Origin of the sequence: Chitinophaga skermanii (genome assembly GCF_003259335.1) — a bacterium.
Lineage (GTDB): Bacteria > Bacteroidota > Bacteroidia > Chitinophagales > Chitinophagaceae > Chitinophaga > Chitinophaga skermanii.
Window position 1 is genome coordinate 881,277 of the sequence record NZ_QLLL01000001.1, and the last position, 23,485, is coordinate 904,761.

Here is a 23,485-nt window from a genome sequence, read left to right on the forward strand (position 1 = left end):
ATAGAATGCTTGCACGTTTATTGCGGGTGAGCTAAATTAGTAGATTCACACATCCAAAAAATCCAGCAGTATGAAAACTAGATTGCTTTATTCACTTGTGTTATTACCCTTCCTACATGCATGCTCCAGCGCCCCGCAGCAGTTAACAAACAAAACATTGCTTAGAAATGCCACCGTTATAGATGGCACGGGCAAAGCACCTATGACACAAACTGATATTCTTATTAGTGGAGATCAAATCGAGGCCATTGGCCAGCATTTGGATAGTACAGGTGCGAACGTAGTTGATTTGAACGGTAAAACTGTAATGCCTGCACTTATTTCGGCGCATGTGCATATTGGGAATTTGAAGGATACTACCACCACCACCGGTAACTACACCCGCGAGAATATTCTATCGCAACTAAAGAAGTACGAAGATTACGGGGTGCTGCATGTGCTAGTGATGGGTACCGATCGCCCGTGGTTATTTAAAAGTGGTTTGAAAGATTCTAGTGCTACAGGTTTGTTACCCGGTGCCCGTATTCATTCGGCCGGCTTTGGGTTTGGCGCTAGTGGTGGCGGATCGTTCAACCCTGCTGGGGCAAGTGACTTGTTTCATCCTGCAGATGCTGCAGAAGCAAAAACAAACATTGATACGTTAGCGCAGTATAAGCCCGATATGGTAAAGATTTGGGTAGATGATTTTGGTGGTGGCTCAAAGAAAATGGAACCTGCCGTTTACCAAGCAATTATTAAAAATGCACATCAACATAACTTGCGTGTAGCGGCGCACTTGTATTACGCGGCCGATGCTTCAGCATTGGCGAATGACGGGTTAGATGTTATTGCCCATTCTATTCGAGATACTGTTATTACCGACGAATTGGTACAATTGCTCAAGCAAAAAGGAGTGTGTTACATACCAACACTATCCCTGGATGAGTTCTCTTTCATTTATGCACGTAAACCGGAATGGGTTGATGATGCTTTCTTCAAAGCAGCACTAGAGCCGGGTGTGTACGAGATGATTACATCGGAGAAATATCAAAACGACATCAAGAACTCTCCTTCCTACAACCGTAACATGAAAGGTTTTGAAATAGCCTTACAGAACTTGAAAAAGTTATACGATGGCGGTGTCATAATAGCCTTGGGTACTGATAGTGGTGCTACACCTGTACGTGTACAAGGGTTTAGCGAGCACTTGGAATTGGAGTTGATGGTAAAGGCAGGCTTGCTACCTATCGATGCAATTAAAGCGGCCACGCAGAATGCTGCTAAAGTATTGAAGCTAGATGAACAATTCGGTACGATTGAGAAAGGGAAAGTAGCGGATTTATTGATTCTTGATGGAAACCCGGTGGAGGATATCAAGAACACAAGAAAGATCAACGCTGTGTATAAAGCTGGGAAAATTGTAAAACCATAAGCATGTAAAACTAGTGGCACACTGGGCAAAATGCAGTGGTATTGGCAGCTTTAAAATCTATTTTGGACGGGAGATGATATAGGTGAGCATACTTGGAACATTGATATGTGTATTTTCAAAATGGCTTGGAGCTAGTTCGAATCCCAATTTTTCAAGTAGTCTTACCGAAGAGGGATTTTCACCGGAAGGGAATGCGGTTATTGTTTCAACACCCATTACTTCGAATGCGTATTGGAGTACCGGGATAATAGCCTCTCGCATCATCCCTTTACCTTGAAACCCTTCGAGAAGTTCGTACCCAATTTCTACGGTTCCTTTTGGTATATCAAAGTTCCAGAGGCAAACTGCTCCGATTAAAACGGGATTCTCCCGGCTAGACATTGACCAAAATATACATTCATTTTTATTGATTAGATGATCAATCTTATCAATATATGCAATGGCTTCGTCGATACCTACAAATGGTGCTTTTCCTGTAAGTGCTGCAACTTCAGCATTTGAACGCAACTGGTAAATTCCTTCTGCGTCATTTAATGAAAGCCTGCGAAGAATTAATCTGCCGGTTTCTAATACTGGGAAATTTGAAAAGCCTGGTTGGCGCATTGGGTATTCACTAAAGATAAGTGATTGGATTTTCGTTAAAGTTATTCAATAAAATCGCATAAAAAAATAGGTTGTTCAGCTATTATGCTCATTTCTCCGTAGGACTAACGCACCAGTACATCCACCAACAGGTATTTCGCGGGAGGCTTTACAACGGAGATCTATGCTACCTACAATTCCATTGGGGCCGGAGATGAAGATACGGGAGGCTGCTTTCCACCCAAAGCAGGCATCACAACAAAAACAATAAGTCAAAGAGCAATCGTGCACTTCTTCGAAAGTAAGACGAAGCTTTGACGTAGAAAAACGCTGTGCCGGAAAGTGCCGCTTTTTACCGCTTTTAACCGCTTTATGCCGGAAAGTGCCGATTTGTACCGGAAAGTGCCGCTTTCTGCCGGAAAATGCCGGAATGTGCCGGAAAATGCCGGTTTTGGAGTGTTGAGCAAAAGCTTTGGGAAAGGAAAAAGCAAGGAAAATGTCGACAAAGGGTTGGTAAAACCCTGTATAGGCTTACTGCATGTCGGTAAAATGTCGACAAAAGGTAAGGTAACGCCTTGTAAACACTGGGGGTTTGTCGGTGAAATGTCGGAGAAGAGTCGGAGAACTGTCGGTGAAGTATAAAAAAGAGGGTGCTTTTTGAAGGCACCCTCTTTAGTTTTGTCAATTTTGATATATCAGGCTTCTGTTTCGACTAAAACTTCCACTTTTTCTAACGCTTCCATAAATTCTTCAGCCCAATAGTGAATCGTATAGGTGCTAACGGTTTGATATAAACGTTGCATACGTATTTTGCGTTCTTGTTCGTCCATCACGAGGGCTTTTAGTAGGCTCTCTTTCATGGATTTTTTATCGTACGGGTTGGTTAGTACAGCGTGCGCCAGTTCTACCGAAGCACCGGCGAATTCTGATAACACAAGTACGCCTGTAGCATTGGGATCTTGACCTTGTACAGCTACGTATTCTTTGGCTACAAGATTTAAACCGTCACGCAGTGGTGTGATCCAGCAAACATCGGCCATCGCGTAATATGCTACTACATCTTCGAAAGGTAATGCACGGAAGAAGAAGTGAATAGGCACCCAATCTAAGCGAGAATACTTACCGTTAATTTTACCAATGGCTTGTTCTAGTTCACGTTGCACACTTTCGTATATTTTCATACCACTCGATGGAGGCGTGCAAATATTGATTAACTCTACTTTACCATGGAATTCGGGGTATTCTTCAAGGAACTGCCCGAATGCGCGGATTTTTTCAAGTGGACCTTTTACGTAGTCTAATCTTTCTACGCTGAGGATGATTTTTTTACCGCTCGTTTGTGCACGGAGTTCTTTTGCGAGTTGTTGTACGCTTTCTTTTTGGGTAAGTTCGCTGATGTAATCAACGTGTACGCCAACAGGGTTAGCGCCTAAGCGTACAGTGCGTTGGCCTGTTTGGATTTCGGTAGTCATTTTACCGATACCCATGGCGCAACTATACGTTAAGAACCTCGGTGCGCAATTCACTTGTTCCACGATCTTTACATTCATCAAACTACGAACAACATCTACGAAGTTTTCGACATAGCGAGGAATATGGAAGCTGATGTAATCACATTGTAATAAGCTACCAATAATTTCGGCACGCCAGGGAATAACGTTGAATGTATTCGCGGCAGGGAATGAGGTGTGGTGGAAGAAACCGATTTTTACATCGGGGCGTAATTGGCGTAAATAGCCGGGTACCATCCACAAGTTATAATCATGCACCCAAACAGTAGCACCAGGCTCTGCTTCTGCTGCCGCTTTTTCAGCAAAAAGACGGTTGATTTTTAGGTAATGTTCCCAGTGTGTATGGTTGAACTGTACTTTCTCTATAAACGAGAAAATAGCTGGCCAAAAGGCTTCTTTTGAGAATAATTTATAGAATACCTCAACATCTCGCTGGCCGAGTAATACAGGGCTGGCTTGCAAGTTTGGGTAATTTTCTTCATCAATAAAAAAGTTCTCCGCCTTCGCTTTCTTGTCTTTCGTTTCTTCCCAAGCAATCCAAGTGCCGGGCCTACCGGTTTTAAAGAAGTTTGTTAGCGTTGGAATAATTCCATTCGGACTTTTAGGTGCTACGCGTTCCATTTTACCGTTTACTTCGCGCGATTCGAATGGGAAGCGGTGGTACAACATTACAAGCTGTGTATCGACGTTCTCGTTTACAGCAAGCGGTATGTGTTGCGCTTTCACGAATGAAGCGAAAGCTGGAAATTGTTGCATGGCTTCCATGATACCGCCTGCACCTGGGGCAATGGCTTGGTATACATGATCGAGTTCCGCTGTGGCATTAAGCAAAGCGGGTTCGGCTTCACCAACCACTACACCTTTGTAGCCGCAATTGTAAAGTGAAAGGTCGTTAAGTGTATCGCCGGCAACGAGTACTTCGTTGGCAGGTACTTGCAATAAGTGGATGAGTTGTTTCAAGGTGCTGCCTTTATTTACATTTGGCGGCATCACGTCTAGGAACTTCCCGGCGGAGAGAATGATATCACAGCCTAGTTGTGCTTCTAGTTGTTCTACTTGGTATTTAATGCTTTCATCGTCGAAGAAGTACGAGCAACGGCGTTGTTGCGGTACTTGTTGAAAACGCAGGCCGGGGATTTGGTCCATTTGTTCGTGGATCACTTGCCTGCCTGGCCATTTTTCTTCTATACTATTTTGAATCGGTTGTACAGGTTCCAAGGTGTAGCCATTTAATACGGTGGCCCCCACATCGCAAATAATATAATCGGGACGCGGGATTACCGGGTCGCTCAATAACGGCAATACGCTTTCAAGCCCACGGCCGGTAACGAAAATCAACCTGAAATCTTTGTTGTCACGAATCAAGCTATACAACTGGTTCTTGCTTTGCTGGTCTCCTCCTAAAAATGTTCCATCTAGGTCTGTTGCTAAAATCATACACATTTGTTTAAGGTTAACGAAGCATGCTAGGCATTCCTTCGCATAGAATAAGTGTTAGTTACGATAATGATTGTTCCAATAATTGGAACTCCACATAGGGTGATGCTTGGTTGTATAATACGCGGTACATGGCCGCTACAATAGGCATATGTAACTGTTTCGCTTGCGCGATAGCGTAGATGCCTTTTACGGCGTAATAACCCTCCGCTACCATGTTCATGTGCGCTTGTGCTTCTCGTACGTTATAACCACGACCAATCATTTTACCAAATGTTCGGTTGCGACTAAATTCCGAGTAAGCCGTTACAAACAAATCACCGAAATACGCCGATTGCGTGAGATCACGCGGTACATCATCTACAGCATGTAAGAATGCTTTTACTTCGCGTAAAGCATTACTAACGAGTACTGCAATGAAATTGTCGCCGTAATTCATACCACTAGCAGTACCCACAGCAATACCAATAATATTCTTCAGAATTGCTGCGTACTCTACGCCGAGTGGATCGTTGTTATCGATCACCCGTAAGTACGGCGAGTTTAACTGTGTAGCCAGTTGCGAGGTAAGTTGTTTGTCTTTGCCGGCGATTGTCATATATGTTTTCCGTTGCAAAGCAATTTCTTCTGCATGACAAGGGCCGCCGATAACTAAAATATCATCCGCATCTACATTAAAGAATTGCGCCAAATAAATTGAAGGCACTACATGTTGTTCACCAACAACACCTTTAATGGATACGATGATTTTCTTTCCTGTAAAATCAAAATCTTTCCATTCAGCGATGGTAGCTGCTAAGTAGGCCGATGGCACAGCAAATAATATGTAATCAGAAGCGGCGATGGCTTCTTGCGCAAGATGGGTTGTAGAAATGTTATTAAAATCGAGCTCCAGGAAACTAAGATAATTGCGATTTCGCTTATGCTTTTGAATATAAGTGGCGGCTTCCGCATTGCGATGAAGCCAGGTGATTTGGAGCCCACCCTCTGCAAATATTTTCACTAATGCCGTTGCCCAACTACCGCCACCAACAATGGTAAGACGAGTAACATTGGTCAATACTAAATTCGTTTAATGAATAATGATATGAGCATTGCAAAGTTAACTAATATAAAAGGGAAGTACGAAGGAAATGGGTGTCATGTTGACACAAATTGCGCCTATTCGACGCAATTCGTGTAACATAAGTGTATTGAAATTAATATGTGGAAATAATTACACAGTAGAAGTTTCTTCTTCTACTTCGTTGATTTTTTCTTGTAGTTCTTTGATGGTCATGTTGTAAAGTACAGAATGCCTGTTGTTCACGCGTTGTACGAGGTGTACATGCGCGATAAAGTTCTGCACGATTTGTATTTTATCGCTTGGTGTAACTACGAGCAATTGTAAATGTAATTGTTTGCACAGCTCCATGAGGTACGTAGCTTTTTCTTCATCTTGGTTGCTGAAGCTTTCATCTACGGCGATGAAGCGTAGGCTTTTCGGGTTTTTACCTTCGCGGGTAATACCAAATTGGTATGCAATCGCACTACACAAAATCGTGTAGGTTAATTGCGCTTTTTCGCCACCAGATAGTTGTCCCATTTGGCGGTATGTTTTCTTCACCTCGTCGGTATTCCTATAACGTTCATCTGCCCAGAATTCGAACCAATTACGCACATCCATTACCCTGCTTCTGTAGGCTTCGTTTTCATCGAGCAAAGAAATTAATGGTTGCACGAAATTTCTGAAGTGCAGCGCTTTTTCTTCGAAGCTGCTTTGTTGCCAGTTGGCGGCTTGTGGCAAGGCATCGAGTAATTTGTTTTTGAACTCTTTGATTTCGGAACCTGCCGGCACTGGGCGTTTACCTAATTCAATATAGGTGTCTGGCAAGCGGTTGAAGTTAATGCCACGGAGGCTTTCGTTGAGTTTTTTGATGCTATTGTTGATGTCGCGTTCCCACTTCTCGATTTCTTCATTCAGGCCACCAATTTTATACGTGATAGTGACGTTGATGTAGTTTTCGAAATCCTTTTTGAAGCGGGGTAAGTTTTCTGTTTGCAGCTTCTCTAGCCATTCGATATATTCTACAGCGTTATTGGCATCATCGGATAATGGTTGTACATCGATGAGCCAGCCGGGGAATTTTTGTAAGATATCGGGGCTAGGATTTTTTAGCTTGTTGATACCTCTATCGAGTTGGGTTTTCTCTTTATAGAAATCTTCTTCCGCGCGTTTAAGCGTACTTTCTTTGGCTTGTTTGAGTTGTTGGTAAGATGCATCGATATTATCTAGCGTAACATTTCCTAACTCGCTACTGTGCTGTTGTTGGAAAACGATGAGTTCATCTTTATCTTGTTCCGTGATGTGCATAAGTAGCTCGCCATACAATTGTTGTTGCAGTTGCATGTCGCCGATTTGTTGTTGTAACAACGCTTCGTCGCGGATCAATTGTGTATGAATATTTTCTGCGAAGGTTTTTTGTTCGCGGATTTCTTGTAGTTGTTCTTTGAGCGCGTTGAGTTCTTTATTCTCTTTGCGTAGCGATTCCATTTGTTCGCTCGCTTTGTGAATAGATTTTTGGATGCGCGGGATGTCGACTAATTCATAACCTTTAAATTCTTGTAAGCGGCTGAGGGCGTAGAATTGCTTTTGCAGGCGGTTGGCTTTATTTCGGCATGTTTGCAAAGTTTCATTGGCTTGCGTAAGTGCGTCTGATAGCTTGTTCCGCTTGATAATTAAAGCTTCTTTTTTCTTCTCATTATTCCATCCCATTACATAACGCGCAGCGTCGTTTTTCTCGGGACGGTCATCCTTTTCATGTCGATCATAGTTCTTGATCAACCCATTCAATGTAATGGCTTTATCGTACCGTTGTAAAGTTTTTTCGTTTTCAACGCAATAATAATCGAACTGTTGAATTACCTGTTGTTCCACCCATTGACTCATCTTGTTTTCGGCGTGGAATTCCAGTTTATAATACACTGTATCTTCTTCTGGTACCAGCATAATACGATCTTGGTTCACGCGGTTGTAAATGAGGCGTGTACGAAGATTATTGTTGTTAACGTATGTAGTTACGCGTTTGTAGTGTTTTTCGGGTACTAATAAGCGGAGTGCAAATGAATGCAGCAACTTTTCTAAAGCTGGTTGCCATTCGAGTGCTTCGGTTTTTACTTGCATTAATTCACCGGCGAAGAGAATTTCGTTTGTTTCAATTTTTAGGTTGTTACAAATTTCTTTACGCAGGTTTACTAAGTGTGCCGGGATGTTGTTTTTAGATTGGTGCAACATCTCGATTTCGCGCTCTAACTCTTCTTTGCCCGTTACGGATTTTTCCTTTGTGCGTTTGGCTTCGTAATCATCTTCATCATTTAACCGTTGGTCGTTTTCTAATATTTTCGACACGCGGTTTAAATCCTTCATAATACGGCCATATGCCGATTCGTTGGTGATTTCCTTTTCTTGTAAAGGCAACAGGGCAGCCCATTCATGTAAAGAATGAAGGTGCTGTTCGGCTTGTACTTTGCTTCGTTCGAGTTCTTGGATATCTTTCTCTAGTTGTGCAAGTGCTTGGCCGGCTTTATTTTTTTCCAGTAGATTTTGCGTAACACGATCTTTTTCGTTTAGTTGTTCGATTGTTTGCTTCGTGTTGTCTTTTTTCTGGATGAGTGATTGTATTTGCGCTTTATTTTCCCGCAGTGCTTGCGTGAGTAACTGGCTTTTGGTGAAGCTATTCCAGATAACCGAAGTAGCTAGTTGTTGCTTGGTTTGATCGATTTTCGCTTGGTGCAAAGAGAACTTCTCGTAATGTTGCTGTACCGTTTCGAGGAGTTTGATTTGTTCTTCTGTTTTTTCGATATTCCGTTGCGCGTCTAGCAACGTACTAAGGTGCGATTTCAACTCTTGGAATTGGTCTTCCATATTCCGTGGCTCCAGCATGTGCATGCGGATGAATTCATCCAAATTGCCCAATACTTTAATACCAACGGTTTGGTTGAACAACTGTAAAGCTTGCGGGCTTTGCATACCGAGAGCTTCTACGAGTCGTTGTGCATATTTACTTGCTGCGTCGAACCATTCAATTTGTTTGCGTGAGCCTTTGTTGTACGACTGTTCCAACCTTCTTTTCCATTGGCCGTTAAAATCAAATGGTGAGAAGTCGGCTGCAATGTGTAAAGCGCGATGTGCAACCCCGAATACGCGTTTCATATCGCCATTCACGAAATAGCGTACTTGGAAGAGCGTTACTTCTTGTTCTGCTTCATTCGCGAAGTTGACAAGCAGGATACTATAGGCTTCTTCTTTTTTCTCGCGTAAATACAGGGCTTTGGTGGTGCCATTAGCATCGTTGTTGATGGTGCCGTAACCTCCCATAACGTAAGATTCTTCCGTTCTATCACCTTTCTTTTCACTACCAGAGCTTTGGTTATAGAAGCGGTACTTCTTTTCGGGCACCATAAGGGTAAGCAGGGCATCGATAAAAGTTGTTTTACCGGAGCCATTGCTACCGGTTAATAAACTTGTTTCACCTGCCGGGGTAATGGTGTGTATATGTTCATCGAAAGTGCCCCAGTTGTACACTTCCATGTATTGTAATCTAAAGCCGTTCTTTTCGCTATCGGTGCTAAAAACGTTTAATTGCATCTGAGATGTTCCTTTTAATGGATAAAATTAGTTTTGCTCGGCGGCGATTTCTTCTTTGTATGCTTGCAGTTGTTGGAAGAATTGTTCCAGCACTTCGCCATCTACCTTCGCCTTAATGATTTTCCGGATTCTGAATTTTTGTTCATCGATGATGTCTTGATGTTCCACCATGTGTAAGAAGCCGTTTTCTTCTGCTTTGTCAATTAAGCGATCAATTTCTTTAAGAAACCTGATTCTACTTGCTTTTTCTTTGAAGAAGAGTTCTGCGTATTCTTTTATTTCCCGGCGTTTTTTAACGAGTTCACGGGTAGTTGCTTCACTCATTTCGAATTCTGCCATCATTTCCCGGAGGAGTACCAACATAACGCTTTCTTCGTACGTGAATGCGCGGCGGGTTACCCAGCTTACTTCGGCTGTTTCATCGTCGGTTATAATATGTTTCAAGAAGGCGTAACCATCCAGTTCGTCGATAACGAGAATGAGGCCGAGTTGTTGTAAGAACGTGATCAGCTCGGTTTTATATTGAATAAGTTTGTCCCAGTTGTTTTTATCGAGGTATTCCACGGGCCCTTTCAATAATTTCACTACAACGGTGGTATATGGTAATATTTTGTTGCTCATGTTAACTATTTTCCGAATAATAAATAAGGCACTTCAATGAACTTTGTATGCTCGGGATTGAGCGGGATGTGTTCAGTGGTATTTTGAACGATGTATGCGTTGGCGGCTTTATCTTTTAAGAAACTGAAATAGGTAATAACTTCTGCCAGCCCGTTTTCGAGTGGGTTAAGTTCCACGATTTCTTTTAAGGTAGCCGTATGTTTATCTTTCAATACGCCTTGTACTTTTTGCCAGAGCATTTTTTTATCAACATGCGAGGTGTTAAGAATCCTGCTGAACCGCTCCAAGTCTTCGATTTTTTCCATGGCAATTTCTGGATGTTTGGCAACATTGGTATCACGCTTTTGTTCGAGTGATAATTTGCGGTCCATTATCATTTTGATATCTGCTGTATCGTCGAGGGTAATGCCGCAGGGGATGTTGTCTTCTTCCATTAAATCGAACACCAATTCTTTTATGCTCCCGATCTGTAGGCGTAGGCGCCTATGTCGCGCGATTTCTTTTTCCGTGATAATACGGCTGAGTTTCTCGGCCATTTTATCATTCGCATCGTACACACTTTTCCCTTGTTGTAAGAGGAGTGATTTAATGTTTTGGAGGAAGTGATCGTCGGCGGTAATTTGACGGTCTTGCAGGGTATTCAGCAATTGGTCTGTTAGTTCTCGCCATTCTTCTTGCCCGGCTCTTGATATTAAAAAATCCCAGAAGGCATAGAAGCTTTTTCCTTGGTTACTATTCCGGAGCGCATCGTATGCTTCGAATGCGAAACCTACAATTGCCCCTTTATGATGTTCGGCCTTCGTATGTTGCTCTACAATGGCGCGGTGAATTTGTTTGAAATTGTCTTCTACTTCGCGGAAGTCACTTACCAGGTCGTAACACAGGCGGGTGAAAAGTTCAAGGCGTTCTTGTACTTGGGCGTTGTTATAGCGATCTGGGATAACGCCCAGTTCGATAGCTTTAATTTCTTTATCGATATCTGCGCGTTTTTGCTTGAGGTTTTCAAGTTTTTTGGCGCGGTCGTCTTCCGTGTTTTCAACAATGTCGCGGAGGGAGTTGAATAGCAGTTTGAAACGGCTTTCTGTACCTACGTGTTGACGAAGTTGAAGGGTTTGTACCCATTGGAATACTTTTTCGGAATAGGCACTCAGTTGGTAGATAGTGCTACCTTCTGGGCCGGGAAGATCCTGTAATAGTCGTTTTTGCACCCAGTTGAGGAGGTATTTCCTGCTCCGGGTTTCTTCGTCTTCTCCAAATTCAATCTTGGCTTCTTCGAAATCTTCGGTACCGGCTTCTTGTTCGCTTAAGGTATCGGCAAGGAGCTGGATGAGTTGAGATTCGTTGATACTGAACCGGTTATCTTCCTTGAACACGCCGTACAGAAAGGGTAGTACCCAGTGTGCATTGCGCATGCGGAGCATTTGTAATGCGGGCGACGAGCCATATAAGGATGAAAAATCGTCTTTATTCATGAATGATGTTCAAAAATTTGCCCTGTAAGCTAGGAAAAATTTACCTGAACGGGGGCGCTTTGGCCGACATGTGGAAAAGTTTAGGGGATTGGCTATGGGAGCGAATTTGAATGTGGGTAAAATGGTTTGGTCATGAGGGATTGATTGGGATAATGATATTTGGTTATATGATGTTTTGTAAGGAGTTGGATTACGGCCAATCGGTTTCTAGGCGGGGGATAAAAAAAGCTTTTATGAGATTTGGGTTACGGATGCACACTTGGATGTGTGTATGTTCGTAAAAGCCTGCGCCATCGTACACTTCTTTTCCTTCGAAGAATACGCCTCGAACGGATTCAAAAGGTGTTAATCCAGCATATTTTAATTGTGAATGTAAATGTTTAATAACGGCACAATCCAGTTTTCTCAATACTTTGTCGTTTAGGTACCTGGTTCCTGGGGCATTTACATTTCGGGGTAATGTAATTTTTTTAGCATTTGCAATACCTTCAAAAGTGTCGTAGGAAACTTTTAGTAAATCTATATTTTTCTTATCTGTAAGATCTAAACAATCTCCTAAGCAAAATACGGCTCCTAGTACTGCCGGCTTTTTGATTTGAAGAGTGGGTGGTGCATTTTGGGCGTAATGCAATGCTCGTTCATAATTATTCTGCCAAAAATAAATCCCATCACCTAACCAATCAAATATATTTTTGCTGGGTCTCAATATGGTTTTGCCTAAAACTACGGCATCTCTTAACTCTTCAGAGCATCCATGGAACCCTAATATTAAACCTTGATCGGATGAATATATTAAATTATTAGTACCCATTTTCGAACATTGAATTACAATATTAGGAACTCAAAAATGTTCGAACAAACGATCTTAAGTGAGACTTGATAAAGTTGTTTTATTGCTTAGATTTACTTGAAATTTTTTTACGCGTTTTATTGTTTGCTTGCAATTTCTCTGTGAAGATTTCACCTAGTTTGTATTCATCATAAATGCGTTGCATAGCTTCCTGTGAAGAAAGTATAGCTTCTTTTTGACGAACTAAAGCGGCCATTAATAAGTCGTAATTTTTTGCTGTCATATTTCGAAGTTACCAAATTTTATGCAAGGATAAATCTATAGTTAACAAGCAATAAGAAAAGCCTTCCCTAACTAATAGAGAAGGCTCTTATAAAAAAGGAAACGTTAACGTGATTATTTGCTTTGCAATTCCTTGCCGGCAATATCTTCCCAGCGGTAGAATTCAAATGTTTTGTTATCGCTCATCGCTACAAACAACCCTTTCGGAAAGCCAGGTAATGCTAGACTTGTTACTTCGGAACCGTCACTTTTATTGGCTTGTACTTTTACCACTTTCAATAAAGGATGTTCAAATGGTTTACCGGGTTCGCCTTCGCGGCGGAAAATGTGAAACTTGTTAGCACCTTGATCGCTGACGATGATGTAACCAGTGGTATCGGTTAATTTGTAGATTGAAATACCTTCGTGATCTTCGGTGAAACCTTCTTTCGCAAATACGCTCAATTCTTCGTTGCCTTTTGCTGGATCCGCGTAGTATTGGTGCACACCAAATTGTTCATCAGAATAGTATACATAGCCCAATTCAGCATCTACAGCAATAGATTCAATTTCTTTTTTACCGCTGTAATGCCCGAATTTGCGTACCACAGTTGCTTTTACTTTTCCTGTACCGTCGTCGGACAGTTTGTATTGCCAAATGTATTCGCCGCTAGGACCGTCTTTCCTACCTACGAAAGCATACATGGTACCTTGCTTGTCTTTATACAAAGCCACGCCCATGGGTGCACGAAAATCAGGGTTCTTTTCTTCCTTGAACACTTCAATACCTCCACCGTCGATGGCTTCCATTGAAGGCACGGCGAAGATGCGAATAGTGCCGCCTAACCTCTCAGTGGTCACTGCGATGTCTGTAGGTTTTCCTTTCAACATCAAACCATACCCGACATCTACATTGTTTGGACGTTTCAAGTTGCGTACAACTTTCTGCTCAATGACTTTACCTTGCAAGTTATATACATATAAAGCACCATCTTCTTCTTTGTCTGTACCAATTACCAGGCTGCTACTGGTATCGGTTGGATTGATCCAAAATGCAGGATCATCGCTATCATAACGAACAGTATCGGAAACGTACACAGGTCGTACGATCGAGTCAACACTGCTAACAGTTTTTGTTGAATCTTGTACAGGTGTTGTTGGGGTAGATTGGCAACTGGCCAACATTACACAAGCTACACCCATCATGGGAATGAATCTACTCACTATAATAATTTAAAGTTGAATCAAATTATTTTGTACCAAAAGCACCAATGTTGCTAGTTGGAGCAGGACTTGTGTAAGTAACACCACCTACTGTTAAGCCACCAGAGAAATGCCTGGTAAAGCCGGTTTTACCTTTACCTAAAGCAGGAGAACCTGTAGCTAAATGGAAATCCCAGCTAGTGTTGAATGTAGCGTTTGTGCTAGCAGTGCTTACAGGGTAGTTTACAAACTTAGGATCGTTTGCTGCTACTGTTGCAGAAATGATATCGTTTGTACCGGTTAAAATTTCTGTAGATGGTTGGAATTGTGCTACGCCATCGGCAGAGAAACCATAGTACAATGTGTTGCCCACTGTAGAACGAGCATCTTCTGGGTTCCCTTTATCGCGTTTGATACCGTAGCGATCGTTCGCTAACAAGTTGTTGTATAAATCGACGCGTACATTTTTTTCAACCCAGATAGAACCGCCTTTTGTAGTGGGTCTTCTCCAACCTGCGTTTACGATTGTGTTGTTATAACCAATAACGTGTGCTTGCGGTGAGCGATCACCCGCATTGCTCAATTTTAAACCGTTTGTATTCGGGCTATAAATCAAGTTGAAAGCAACGTCTGCTTGTGTACCAGATTTGATATTGATAGCTTCGCCACCTGAAACACCTGTTGTATAGAATGTGTTATTTGCAATGATCATTTTGCCACCTTCTAAATAGAATACATCTTCGTTGAAGTTGCGAACGGTAGAGTTGGTTACTACCAATTTACCATTGATGTTACCATAATACAAAGCCGGTACGTGTTCGCCCGCTGCTGCTTTATATAAACCAGCTTTTACTGATGCTGATGATTCTGTTGTTACAGCACCGCCATATTCTAAGATAGTGTTGCTTAAAACTAATTCGTTGCTCGTTTGTGCAGCGATAATACCACCCCATAAAGCGCCGAACTCGTTTGCAGCTTTTAAGTTGTCGGGAATAGTAAATTTCACCGGGTTGTTGCTAGTACCTAAGCTGTACAAGTTACCTTTTACGATAATTTCTGGTTTGATGGTTGTATCATTCATCAATACAGTTACACCTTCTTCGATTGTTAAACTTTTCCCTTCTGGAATAACAATGTGGTTAGTGATGGTATAAGTACCGCCTTTTGTCCATGTACCGGATACTTCGCCGGAAACAGTTTCTTGCACAGGAGGTGCTACGTTGTCTTTTTTACTGCATGACGATAGTACGGCAGTGGCAATCACTGCGCTGAGTAATACTTTTTTCATCTTTGAATGATTATGTTTTACGTTTGATTTATAGTTTGTAACGGAATCCTAATAAGTAAGTACGCTCGTAATAGTCGCGTTTAATCAATGTTTTATTGCTGCCCGCGGTTTGTCCTTCAATGAAATCTTTGTTATTCATTGGTTTTTTAACGTATAGTTCAGCGGGTGTATTTAGGAGGTTGTTCGCTTTTGCGAAAACAGTGAATTTGCCGATTGTTTTTTCTACAGAAGCATCGAGTTGTACGAAGCCTTTTTGCCAGATGTCGTTATCAACGAATTGAGAAACCGTGTTAATACGATCACCTGTGTAAGAGCCCGCTAACTGTGCGTCCCAGCCTCTTTTCGCGTTTTTGTACAGTAAGCTTACATTTGCCACGTGTGCACTTTGACCGTATAAAGGACGCGTTTGATCAACCAAGATGGTTTTTAAATCGCCATTATCTTGTGCTGTTCTAACACGTTTTGATTTAGATGTGGTAATAGAAGAGTGTGTATAAGTATAGTTCGCCTTCACCCCGAAATTGCGTAAATACTTAATGAAATCTAACTCTACACCATAGTTAGTGGCGGTACCGAAGTTACCTGGCATCAAGTAGATATCTTGACCACGGTTTTTATCGGGTTGTAAGGTATATTCAATGGGGTTTTGAATGCGTTTGTAGAATACACCTGCCATGAACTGTTCTGTAGGACGAGGAAAGTATTCATAACGAAAATCGATATTATCCGCTATGGCATGTTGCAAATTTGGATCACCACGTTCTTTATATTCTTCGTTTACTAACGGCGTAGGAATAATTTCTGCAAACCCCGGCCTATTTAATGATCTGAAGTACGATGCACGGATGTTGGTATTGTTAATACCCATGTAGCGTAAGTGTAATGAAGGCAATACGTCTGTGTATTGTTGGGAACCGTTCGGGTTGTCTTCCCCGATTGGGAACTTCATGGAGTAGCCTTGGTTGGTATTTTCGACTCTTACACCACCAACTGCTTCCAATACTTTGCTGGCTACTTTAAATTGGATATAACCGGCTGTAATTTTCTCGGATGCGCTATAGGTATTACCATTCGCTACTGAGCCGAACGGGTTTTGTACTGTCCATTGAATGTCTTTATAGCTGTTGAAATCTACACCATATTGTGCTTGTAAGTTAGCCGGTAATAATTGGTAGTTGTTGTAGAAGTTTTCTCTTTGTTTGTCGCGGTACAAACCACCTACTTGCCATGTAACCGGTAAGTTGGCAATATGTTGTTTGTAAATGAAATTGAGGTAACCTGCGAGATCCTTATCGGTATTGTGTTCCCAACGACGGCTAGCATTTTGAACAGTTGTACGTTTATCTACGAAATTGGTTCTTTGGCCGTGTAAAGGAATGTTGGTGTTGTCGGGTTGATCGTTTGTAGCATTTGCATACACAGCCGACCAGTTTACTTCAATACGATCAGATAAACGATGTTCGCCTTGAAGCGTGCTATTGTAAATAGATTGCTTCGTAATACGGGTACGGGTGCTGTAACTTAAAGTAGCATTGCCTTTTTCTGGATCGTAGCCCCCGATAGTTAGCTGCGTGGTTTGAACATCGCGTACTTGTGCATTATTGAACTGCATGTAAGCGTTGTACCATTTGAAGGTATGTTGATCGTTTAATTTATAATCCAATTTAGCGTGTAAACCTAAGCGAGTTTGTTGTTCTGAGTATTGGCGAACACTTCTATCTGTTAAGGTAATACCCCGTAAGGTATCTACTACCTCGTGGTTATAGAATACGCTATTGCTGCCGCGGTACGTGTTCTGGAAGCTACCCGCTACGATTACACCGAATTTATCTTTAAAGAAACGGTCGCCCATTGATAAACCTGCTACTACGTTAGGTAATGGTTTACGGGTATCGTAATCGGCTGTTACGGTAGAAAAGTCCTTGGCGGAAGCGCTGTATTTATTGCCATACATTTCATAAGGCGATTGCATATTCACTTTACCTGCTTTCACACCCATGAAATCACGGTTCAAGAACAAACCATTATAGCCGGTAGCTAGGTTTGCTTGCAAAGAACGGGTGGCTGGGGCATCTTTCATGACCATATTCACCACACCTCCTACGGCATCACCTTCCATAGAAGGCGTGAGTGCTTTGTATACTTCCAAGCGATCTAATAACTCGGAAGGGAAGATATCTAAAGGAACGTATCTATATTTATTATCAGGTGAAGGAATTTTAACACCGTTTACTAAGGTATAGTTATAACGTTTATCCATACCACGTAAAATGGCAAATTGACCATCACCATTGCTATTTCTTTCTATACTTACACCTGATATCCTTTGGAGTACATTGGCAACTGTAAGATCTGGAGAAATTTGGATGGCTTTGGCAGAAACGATATTCAGTACTTGGTCGGCGTTACGTTCGAGAGAACGAGCCGTTTGTTCCGAACTTGGGTTTTGCTTACCTTTTACTACAAATTCTTGGAGATTCTTTTGATCATCTTCCAATACTATATTTATAATAACTGTTTCCTCATTATTAATCACCACCTTCGTTACGTTCGATTGATAAGAAAGTAGTTTAGTCCGGAGCGAATATTCCCCAACAGGCACATTTTTAATAACAAAGCCACCATCCAATCCCGCGATGTCGTGCCACTGTTTCCCTTCAATTACCACCAAGGCGCCCATTAATGGTTCCCCATTTTTATTAGTCACCTTTCCTTTAATTATGGCAGCATACAATTGTACTTGGAAAAATAGTATGCCGACGAAAATCAAAAATTGCTTGTTGAACATAGTTGTTTTTTTGCTGACACAAAAGTGCGTCGACGGTCTCAATTGCTGAAAAATTCCGCGTGAACAAAATGTAAACAACGTTACAAGCACCGTAAACAACAAGGCAACAACGTGAACAAGAACTGTATAGATTAGCCATGGTGGCTAATTTGTTGTGTAACAAAAAGTATGTTACCAAATTATTACCGTAACATTACCGCAAAGTTACGCCTACATCGACTGGATAAATGCTGTTAAGCTTTCTCCTTGTTCCAAGTTCAATTTCTTCCGTAAACGGTAACGAATTACCCGTAAACTATCCAAAGAAACACCCAGTAAGGTGGCAATATCGTTCGAACTCATGTTCATTTTTAATAGTGCTGCCAAACGAAGATCGTTTGAGGTGAGGTTATCGCAATGTTGTTGAAGGTTGGTATAAAAGGTTTGGTGCACTTGTTCGAAGATGCCGCGGAAATCTTGCCAATGTTCGTCGTGGTTAAAACTTTGTTGTACGAGGTTGAGCAATTGCTTGATTTGTTTCTTTTGGTCACGTTTATCATCTTTTACCATGGCTTCGAGTTGCGACCGGAGGTTTTCGAGTAGTTGGTTCTTTTGGATGATGTGAAGCATATGGGTTGAAAGTTCCTTTCCTTTCATGTCGAGGGCGTGAACGAGCTTTTCTTCTTCCAGTTGTTGATTGAGTAAAGCTGTTTGCATGTGAGCTTTTTGGGATTCATATGCTTGCTTATTGTGCTCGTGTAAAAGTTGCTCGCTACGGATTTTCATGCGTTGACGCGAGATGATAGTCCACCCCAGTAGTACTAAAAGCACAATTACCAGCACGGCAGCTCCTGTAATAATGTAGTTTATGCGGCGCGTGGTTTTTAGTTTCTCGATCTCTACATTTTTTTTCTCTGTATCGTAAATCGTTTGTAAAAGGGCCAATTGTTGGCTGTTTTCCTCCGAATATATAGCTAACAGGTGTTTCCTGCTTAGTTCCAGGTAGTAAAAAGCACTATCATTACGACCTATTAGGTTGTAAGTTTTGGCCATATCACGGTAGGCGCTGGCTAATTGGTATTGTTCGTTTAGCTTTTCGGCTAGGAAGGTGGCCTTGCGGGTGTAAACCAAAGCATCGTCGTAGCGCCCGGTTTTACGTAAAACATCGCCTAAGTTATTATATATTTCTATCTGCGCAATTTCATTGCGGTCTTGTAGGTTTAAATACAAAGCTTTTTGGAAATAGGCAAAAGCACTATCGTACCGGGCTAAATCTTCGTAAATGCTCCCGATATTTTCATAAATCTTGGAAACGCCGCGAGCATCTTTCAACTCATTATAAGAGTAAAGGGCGAGGTGTTGGTAATAAAAAGCACTGTCGTACAATTGGATTTTCTCATGGAGATGCCCAATTTTCCCATAAATGTCGGCCATGCCGGGTTTATGTTGTTGTTGGATATATAAATGAAGGGCTTCATTGTATTGTTTGCGTGCCAATTCGGGTTGGCGATTATAATAATATAATAAACCCATATCGCCGAGGGTTTCGGCAAGGAGCTGTGGGCTGTTGGTGAGGCGGAAGTAGTTGACCGCTTGTTGAAAATAGTCGAGTGATTGGGGATAATGGCCTAAGTGGTAGCAAACTTGGCCCATTTCGCGGAGAGCTTTGGCGGCGGAAAGGTTATCTTTTTGTTCCATTGCCATATTGAAATTGGCCTTTAACTGGAGAAAGAGCGAATCGGGGTACGAAACATGGTTGCGTTCTAAACCACTGGGTAATTCCACTTCCATTCTCAGGTCGTTCTGAGCTTTGGAGGTCAGCATCATGAAAAAACATATTATCAATAAACTACAATACCGGGCCATACGGGGGAATATTATGATGTAATGAGCGCAAAGGAAATAAACCCATGTTACGTAATTGTTAAGTGGGTTCAACCGATTGCCTACTATGCCTGTTATGATTAATATGGAAGTAAAATCTACAGGCGGCAAAATGCTCCGTGAGAAGGTGAGCCGCCGATCTCAAGGTATTTACAAGGCGCAAACAAAACGTCCTTCCCCCTTAACCATCATTAAGGCAACGAATTACGACCGTGTGCGTAACCTAATACCTATTCGGCATGCCCGCATGGCGGCTTCTCCCTTTGCTTTTTACCGGGGAACAGCAGCTATTATGGCCCGCGACTTGGCAAGCTTACCACATACAAACTTATTCGTACAAGCCATCGGCGACTGTCATTTAATGAACTTCGGAGGATTTGCAACCCCTGAGCGTAGCCTTATTTTCGATGCCAACGATTTCGACGAAACATTACCGGCTCCTTGGGAATGGGATGTAAAGCGATTGGCGACGAGTTTTGTATTGGCTGCGCGGCATAATAATATGAAAGGGGTAGATGCTAAAGAAATGGCGCATGAATTTGCTTTTTCTTACCGGAGCCATCTTGCTGAATATACAAAAATGAGCACCTTAGATTTATGGTATATGAAGTTCGATTTGGAACAAGTGCGCAGCATGACGAATAACGCTAAAATTCAACATCTCCTTGAAGCTGCTGTTGCAAAAGCTGAAAAGCAAACACATCAACAAGTTTTTTATAAAATTACCCAAAGCCTGCTGGGTAGTTTTGAGATTGCAGAGCAGAAGCCCCTCATTTATCATCCCGTAGATGTTAAAAAGGAAATGGAGATGATCCAAATATTTATGGATAATTATAAGAGAACATTGTCGGATGATAAACGCTATCTCTTTAATAAGTTTACAGTAATTGATGTGGCGCTGAAGGTAGTAGGTGTAGGAAGTGTAGGTACACGATGTTTGGTGGTGCTATTAATGAATGATAAAGAGGAGCCATTATTCATCCAAGTAAAAGAGGCGCGCCCCAGTGTATTGGAAGCTTATACTAAAAAAAGTAAGTATAAACATAATGGAGAGCGGGTGGTGCAAGGCCAGCGATTAGTGCAGGCGGCTAGTGATATTTTCTTAGGTTGGAGTACCGCTTCGGATGGAAGGCATTATTATCTCCGTCAATTGCGCGATCGGAAGATTGCGCCAGATGTAGAGAATTTTGATAAGGAGTTGTTATCGGCCTATGCACGTTTATGTGGCCGCATGCTTGCGCGTGCTCATGCGAAAACGGGAGATGGTAAACGGTTAAGTGAATATATGGGTAAAAGTGGTGTGTTGGATGAAGCCTTGAGTGATTTCGCGGTAGCATATGCAGATCAAACTGAAAAGGATTACGAAGCATTTACTTTGGCGATAAAGATGGGTAAAATCCCCGTTCAGCAAGAATAACCATTATTCGTCTTCATATTGTAGTGCTGGTAATTCTTTATGACTTTTCTTCTTGTTCGTCCATGTATAATAGAAGAATAGACGGATGGTATGGTTAGCATCATACTCGAAGCCATTGGCTTTTTGTTGCCATACCAGCATATACCCGAAATCGTATGACCATCCTTTCCCGAATCCTTGCCGTATACCTGCAAAAGCTCGGAATTGGTCGAATGTATTGTTGACAATCGTTTTTCCGAACTGAACAGCTACTTCGTTTGCTAACGAGATTTGGGGTATATGAGGATTTTTTGAAACAGGAATGCCTACACTAATTAAATACCGGAAACGGTTAGAGAAGTTAAAGTCGCCGGTAGATTTATCGTCACGTAGCGCTTCGCGCCAGCGTTGTTCACTTCTAAACCTGTTCAGTAAAGAAACATTGCCTACACGGGTAGCATATGCAATTTGTTCATACCAACGATTTTCATCGGCATATGTTTTTCTACCAGGAGGGGGCGCTAGCCAAAGGTGGCCATAGCCCATAATAAAAGAAAGGTTTTCATTCAACCAATACCCGCCACCGACCCGCATGAAATAAAAACTGGGGTCTGATACAAAATTATTTCGTTTCATATGGAAATCGCCGATGGCGCCCCAATGATTATTGAAGCGGAAAGTGGAGTTTATGCTTACCCATGATTGAAATTGGTTATTGACGGTTTTCTCGGTTTGTGCCCATAAGCAGTGTGGCAAAAGACAGAATAGGAGCCATATTTTTTTCATATACTGCGCCCATTGGTTGTTCCAGGCTTGATTCAATTACAAATTTGGGGTTGTATATGTTCAATAAGGATCAAAAATTAGCGGGGCATTTGCAGGATTTTCTTTCCATTGCGAAACACACTTGTGATGGTGGTTTTACCTTTTTGGGTATCGAATGAATGGAGGGAATGATTGTTATTGTATACAATGAAGGTGCCTGAAGATTTTGTACCATCCTTTTTTTCTACTGAATAGGTAATGCTGTAATCTAAGGCAGAAGTATAGAAAGCAAGGTCGATGTAAAGAATGCCAGCTTTATCGAGTTCTTCTTGTGAGAGTGTTAATTTGCTAACGAGTAATTGACCTTCGGGATTGCTAATACGTTCAATGTTATTGGATGGAATGCATGCAGGGTTTTCTTTACATAGTTTTGCGAGCCATGTACTTTCTTCTTTGGTGGGATGAAGAGATGCTTCTTGGGAGATTCTTTGCATTTGTTGTGCATTAAGTTGTGTTGAGGTGATAGAGCAAAAAAATATGCTCAACCATATTAGTTGTTTCATGCACTAAATATAGTTGAGCATACTGCTGTATACCCTCAGCTTATTTCTTCTTAAAGATCTCTTGCAACATGATCTCGAATGCTGGAATAGGCATGTTATTATGATTGAAACCGTCGAACTCGTAGAGTTTGGTTTTAGTGTGACCATTAATTTTCATCATCCGTGCTAAGTAAGCGTTTTCTTCATAACGTCCCAGCATTTCTAATTCTCTATCACCCGTGAATAGATATAAAGGTGGTGCATCGGCGCGGGCATGGTATAGTGGTGCAAATTCATTTACGATTGCTTGTTTGTCACTGATATTATGTTCCTTTCTCCATGTAAAATGGGTAATAGCTTGGCAACTGAAAGAAAATAAGGCAGCAATACGGTTGGCGTCAATTTTATATTTAGCGAGGTAATGTTTATCTAGGCCGATCATTGCTAATAAATAGCCACCTGCAGAATGGCCTGCTACGTAGATGCGAGATGTATCGCCCCCATATGCAGAAGCGTGTTCAAATGCCCAAGCAACAGCGGCAGCGGCATCGTCGATAATGTCTTCCACTTTTGCTTTAGGACTAAAACGGTAATTGGCTGAAATAACAATTGCTGGCTGGTTGTTGAGAGTAGCCGGGATTCTTTTGTCGCCACCGGTTAAGCCACCACCATGAAACCATACTATAATAGGAAGTTTATTTGCTGAAGCCGGTGCTTGTATATCTAGCACGCAACGTTCTTTCATGTATGCATCTTTTACCTTTTCTCGGTAGGGGATGTTGTTTTTTTCGGTAGTAGCATTCTTCGATTGTGCGAAGATAGAAAGGCTGCATATAAGCAGGCAACATAACATGAAATAACGCATGGGAAGTAAATTTGAAGGACTTAAAATACTATATCTCGATTTAATTTGTTAATTTTTTTTTGT

Annotated in this window: 18 protein-coding genes; 3 read left to right on the forward strand and 15 right to left on the reverse strand. The window is 41.8% G+C overall.

The window, feature by feature from the left end:
• The first annotated feature begins 70 nt into the window (after positions 1-70).
• Positions 71-1,411, forward strand: coding sequence for an amidohydrolase family protein (locus LX64_RS03595; protein WP_111596218.1), 1,341 nt, complete (start codon positions 71-73; stop codon positions 1,409-1,411).
• 57 nt (positions 1,412-1,468) lie between these two features.
• Here the strand turns inward: LX64_RS03595 and LX64_RS03600 are convergent, their stop codons facing one another.
• Entirely contained in the window at positions 1,469-2,014 is a 546-nt protein-coding gene (locus LX64_RS03600) for a GNAT family N-acetyltransferase (RefSeq protein ID WP_111596219.1), read from the reverse strand.
• Between the two features lie 321 nt (positions 2,015-2,335).
• Here LX64_RS03600 and LX64_RS03605 point away from each other — a divergent pair, with 321 nt between their 5' ends.
• Positions 2,336-2,635 (forward strand): hypothetical protein, encoded by a 300-nt coding sequence (locus tag LX64_RS03605; protein WP_148707179.1) that lies wholly within the window; start codon positions 2,336-2,338, stop codon positions 2,633-2,635.
• A gap of 53 nt (positions 2,636-2,688) precedes the next feature.
• Here LX64_RS03605 and ggpS read toward each other — a convergent pair whose 3' ends face one another.
• The 11 genes from ggpS to LX64_RS03660 all read right to left on the reverse strand — a co-directional run bounded on the left by ggpS (position 2,689) and on the right by LX64_RS03660 (position 19,797).
• Positions 2,689-4,941 carry a glucosylglycerol-phosphate synthase gene (gene ggpS, locus LX64_RS03610; protein WP_111596221.1) on the reverse strand — a complete coding sequence of 751 codons (2,253 nt, stop codon included), beginning with the start codon at positions 4,939-4,941 and terminating at the stop codon, positions 2,689-2,691.
• A 61-nt stretch (positions 4,942-5,002) separates the two neighbouring features.
• Entirely contained in the window at positions 5,003-6,001 is a 999-nt protein-coding gene (locus tag LX64_RS03615; protein WP_111596222.1) for an NAD(P)H-dependent glycerol-3-phosphate dehydrogenase, read from the reverse strand.
• A gap of 156 nt (positions 6,002-6,157) precedes the next feature.
• The gene (locus tag LX64_RS03620; RefSeq protein WP_111596223.1) at positions 6,158-9,568 is read right to left on the reverse strand and encodes an ATP-binding protein; all 3,411 of its coding nucleotides are present in this window, start codon (positions 9,566-9,568) and stop codon (positions 6,158-6,160) included.
• 27 nt (positions 9,569-9,595) lie between these two features.
• Positions 9,596-10,189, reverse strand: a complete 594-nt coding sequence (locus LX64_RS03625) for a DUF4194 domain-containing protein (protein WP_111596224.1) — start codon at positions 10,187-10,189, stop codon at positions 9,596-9,598.
• A gap of 5 nt (positions 10,190-10,194) precedes the next feature.
• The gene (locus tag LX64_RS03630; RefSeq protein ID WP_111596225.1) at positions 10,195-11,661 is read right to left on the reverse strand and encodes a DUF3375 domain-containing protein; all 1,467 of its coding nucleotides are present in this window, start codon (positions 11,659-11,661) and stop codon (positions 10,195-10,197) included.
• Positions 11,662-11,851: 190 nt separating this feature from the next.
• Positions 11,852-12,472: a hypothetical protein gene (locus LX64_RS03635; protein WP_211324720.1), complete on the reverse strand. Its 621-nt coding sequence runs from the start codon at positions 12,470-12,472 to the stop codon at positions 11,852-11,854.
• Positions 12,473-12,551: 79 nt separating this feature from the next.
• Positions 12,552-12,734, reverse strand: coding sequence for a hypothetical protein (locus LX64_RS03640; RefSeq protein WP_111596226.1), 183 nt, complete (start codon positions 12,732-12,734; stop codon positions 12,552-12,554).
• A 113-nt stretch (positions 12,735-12,847) separates the two neighbouring features.
• Positions 12,848-13,936 (reverse strand): phytase, encoded by a 1,089-nt coding sequence (locus tag LX64_RS03645; RefSeq protein ID WP_245952530.1) that lies wholly within the window; start codon positions 13,934-13,936, stop codon positions 12,848-12,850.
• A 25-nt stretch (positions 13,937-13,961) separates the two neighbouring features.
• Entirely contained in the window at positions 13,962-15,203 is a 1,242-nt protein-coding gene (locus LX64_RS03650; RefSeq protein ID WP_111596228.1) for a right-handed parallel beta-helix repeat-containing protein, read from the reverse strand.
• Positions 15,204-15,231: 28 nt separating this feature from the next.
• Positions 15,232-17,991, reverse strand: coding sequence for a TonB-dependent receptor (locus LX64_RS03655; protein ID WP_111596229.1), 2,760 nt, complete (start codon positions 17,989-17,991; stop codon positions 15,232-15,234).
• 210 nt (positions 17,992-18,201) lie between these two features.
• Positions 18,202-19,797: a tetratricopeptide repeat protein gene (locus LX64_RS03660; RefSeq protein ID WP_245952532.1), complete on the reverse strand. Its 1,596-nt coding sequence runs from the start codon at positions 19,795-19,797 to the stop codon at positions 18,202-18,204.
• Between the two features lie 124 nt (positions 19,798-19,921).
• On the opposite strand from LX64_RS03660, the gene LX64_RS03665 reads away from it, so the two are divergent.
• Complete coding sequence (locus LX64_RS03665) at positions 19,922-21,271, forward strand: DUF2252 domain-containing protein (RefSeq protein ID WP_111596231.1); 1,350 nt, start codon at positions 19,922-19,924, stop codon at positions 21,269-21,271.
• 3 nt (positions 21,272-21,274) lie between these two features.
• Here the strand turns inward: LX64_RS03665 and LX64_RS03670 are convergent, their stop codons facing one another.
• The 3 genes from LX64_RS03670 to LX64_RS03680 all read right to left on the reverse strand — a co-directional run bounded on the left by LX64_RS03670 (position 21,275) and on the right by LX64_RS03680 (position 23,422).
• Positions 21,275-22,036, reverse strand: a complete 762-nt coding sequence (locus LX64_RS03670) for a DUF2490 domain-containing protein (protein ID WP_148707180.1) — start codon at positions 22,034-22,036, stop codon at positions 21,275-21,277.
• A 77-nt stretch (positions 22,037-22,113) separates the two neighbouring features.
• Positions 22,114-22,509: a hypothetical protein gene (locus LX64_RS03675; protein ID WP_111596233.1), complete on the reverse strand. Its 396-nt coding sequence runs from the start codon at positions 22,507-22,509 to the stop codon at positions 22,114-22,116.
• Positions 22,510-22,618: 109 nt separating this feature from the next.
• Complete coding sequence (locus LX64_RS03680) at positions 22,619-23,422, reverse strand: alpha/beta hydrolase (RefSeq protein WP_111596234.1); 804 nt, start codon at positions 23,420-23,422, stop codon at positions 22,619-22,621.
• Positions 23,423-23,485 lie beyond the last annotated feature (63 nt).

What these genes read in the sequence shown, in the direction of transcription:
- LX64_RS03595 (WP_111596218.1), top strand. Translation starts at nt 71, where the DNA reads ATGAAAACTAGATTGCTTTATTCACTTGTGTTATTACCCTTCCTACAT.
- LX64_RS03600 (WP_111596219.1), bottom strand. Translation starts at nt 2,014, where the DNA reads ATGCGCCAACCAGGCTTTTCAAATTTCCCAGTATTAGAAACCGGCAGA.
- ggpS (WP_111596221.1), bottom strand. Translation starts at nt 4,941, where the DNA reads ATGATTTTAGCAACAGACCTAGATGGAACATTTTTAGGAGGAGACCAG.
- LX64_RS03620 (WP_111596223.1), bottom strand. Translation starts at nt 9,568, where the DNA reads ATGCAATTAAACGTTTTTAGCACCGATAGCGAAAAGAACGGCTTTAGA.
- LX64_RS03625 (WP_111596224.1), bottom strand. Translation starts at nt 10,189, where the DNA reads ATGAGCAACAAAATATTACCATATACCACCGTTGTAGTGAAATTATTG.
- LX64_RS03630 (WP_111596225.1), bottom strand. Translation starts at nt 11,661, where the DNA reads ATGAATAAAGACGATTTTTCATCCTTATATGGCTCGTCGCCCGCATTA.
- LX64_RS03635 (WP_211324720.1), bottom strand. Translation starts at nt 12,472, where the DNA reads ATGGGTACTAATAATTTAATATATTCATCCGATCAAGGTTTAATATTA.
- LX64_RS03640 (WP_111596226.1), bottom strand. Translation starts at nt 12,734, where the DNA reads ATGACAGCAAAAAATTACGACTTATTAATGGCCGCTTTAGTTCGTCAA.
- LX64_RS03650 (WP_111596228.1), bottom strand. Translation starts at nt 15,203, where the DNA reads ATGAAAAAAGTATTACTCAGCGCAGTGATTGCCACTGCCGTACTATCG.
- LX64_RS03655 (WP_111596229.1), bottom strand. Translation starts at nt 17,991, where the DNA reads ATGTTCAACAAGCAATTTTTGATTTTCGTCGGCATACTATTTTTCCAA.
- LX64_RS03660 (WP_245952532.1), bottom strand. Translation starts at nt 19,797, where the DNA reads ATGATGCTGACCTCCAAAGCTCAGAACGACCTGAGAATGGAAGTGGAA.
- LX64_RS03665 (WP_111596231.1), top strand. Translation starts at nt 19,922, where the DNA reads ATGCCTGTTATGATTAATATGGAAGTAAAATCTACAGGCGGCAAAATG.
- LX64_RS03670 (WP_148707180.1), bottom strand. Translation starts at nt 22,036, where the DNA reads ATGAAAAAAATATGGCTCCTATTCTGTCTTTTGCCACACTGCTTATGG.
- LX64_RS03675 (WP_111596233.1), bottom strand. Translation starts at nt 22,509, where the DNA reads ATGCAAAGAATCTCCCAAGAAGCATCTCTTCATCCCACCAAAGAAGAA.
- LX64_RS03680 (WP_111596234.1), bottom strand. Translation starts at nt 23,422, where the DNA reads ATGCGTTATTTCATGTTATGTTGCCTGCTTATATGCAGCCTTTCTATC.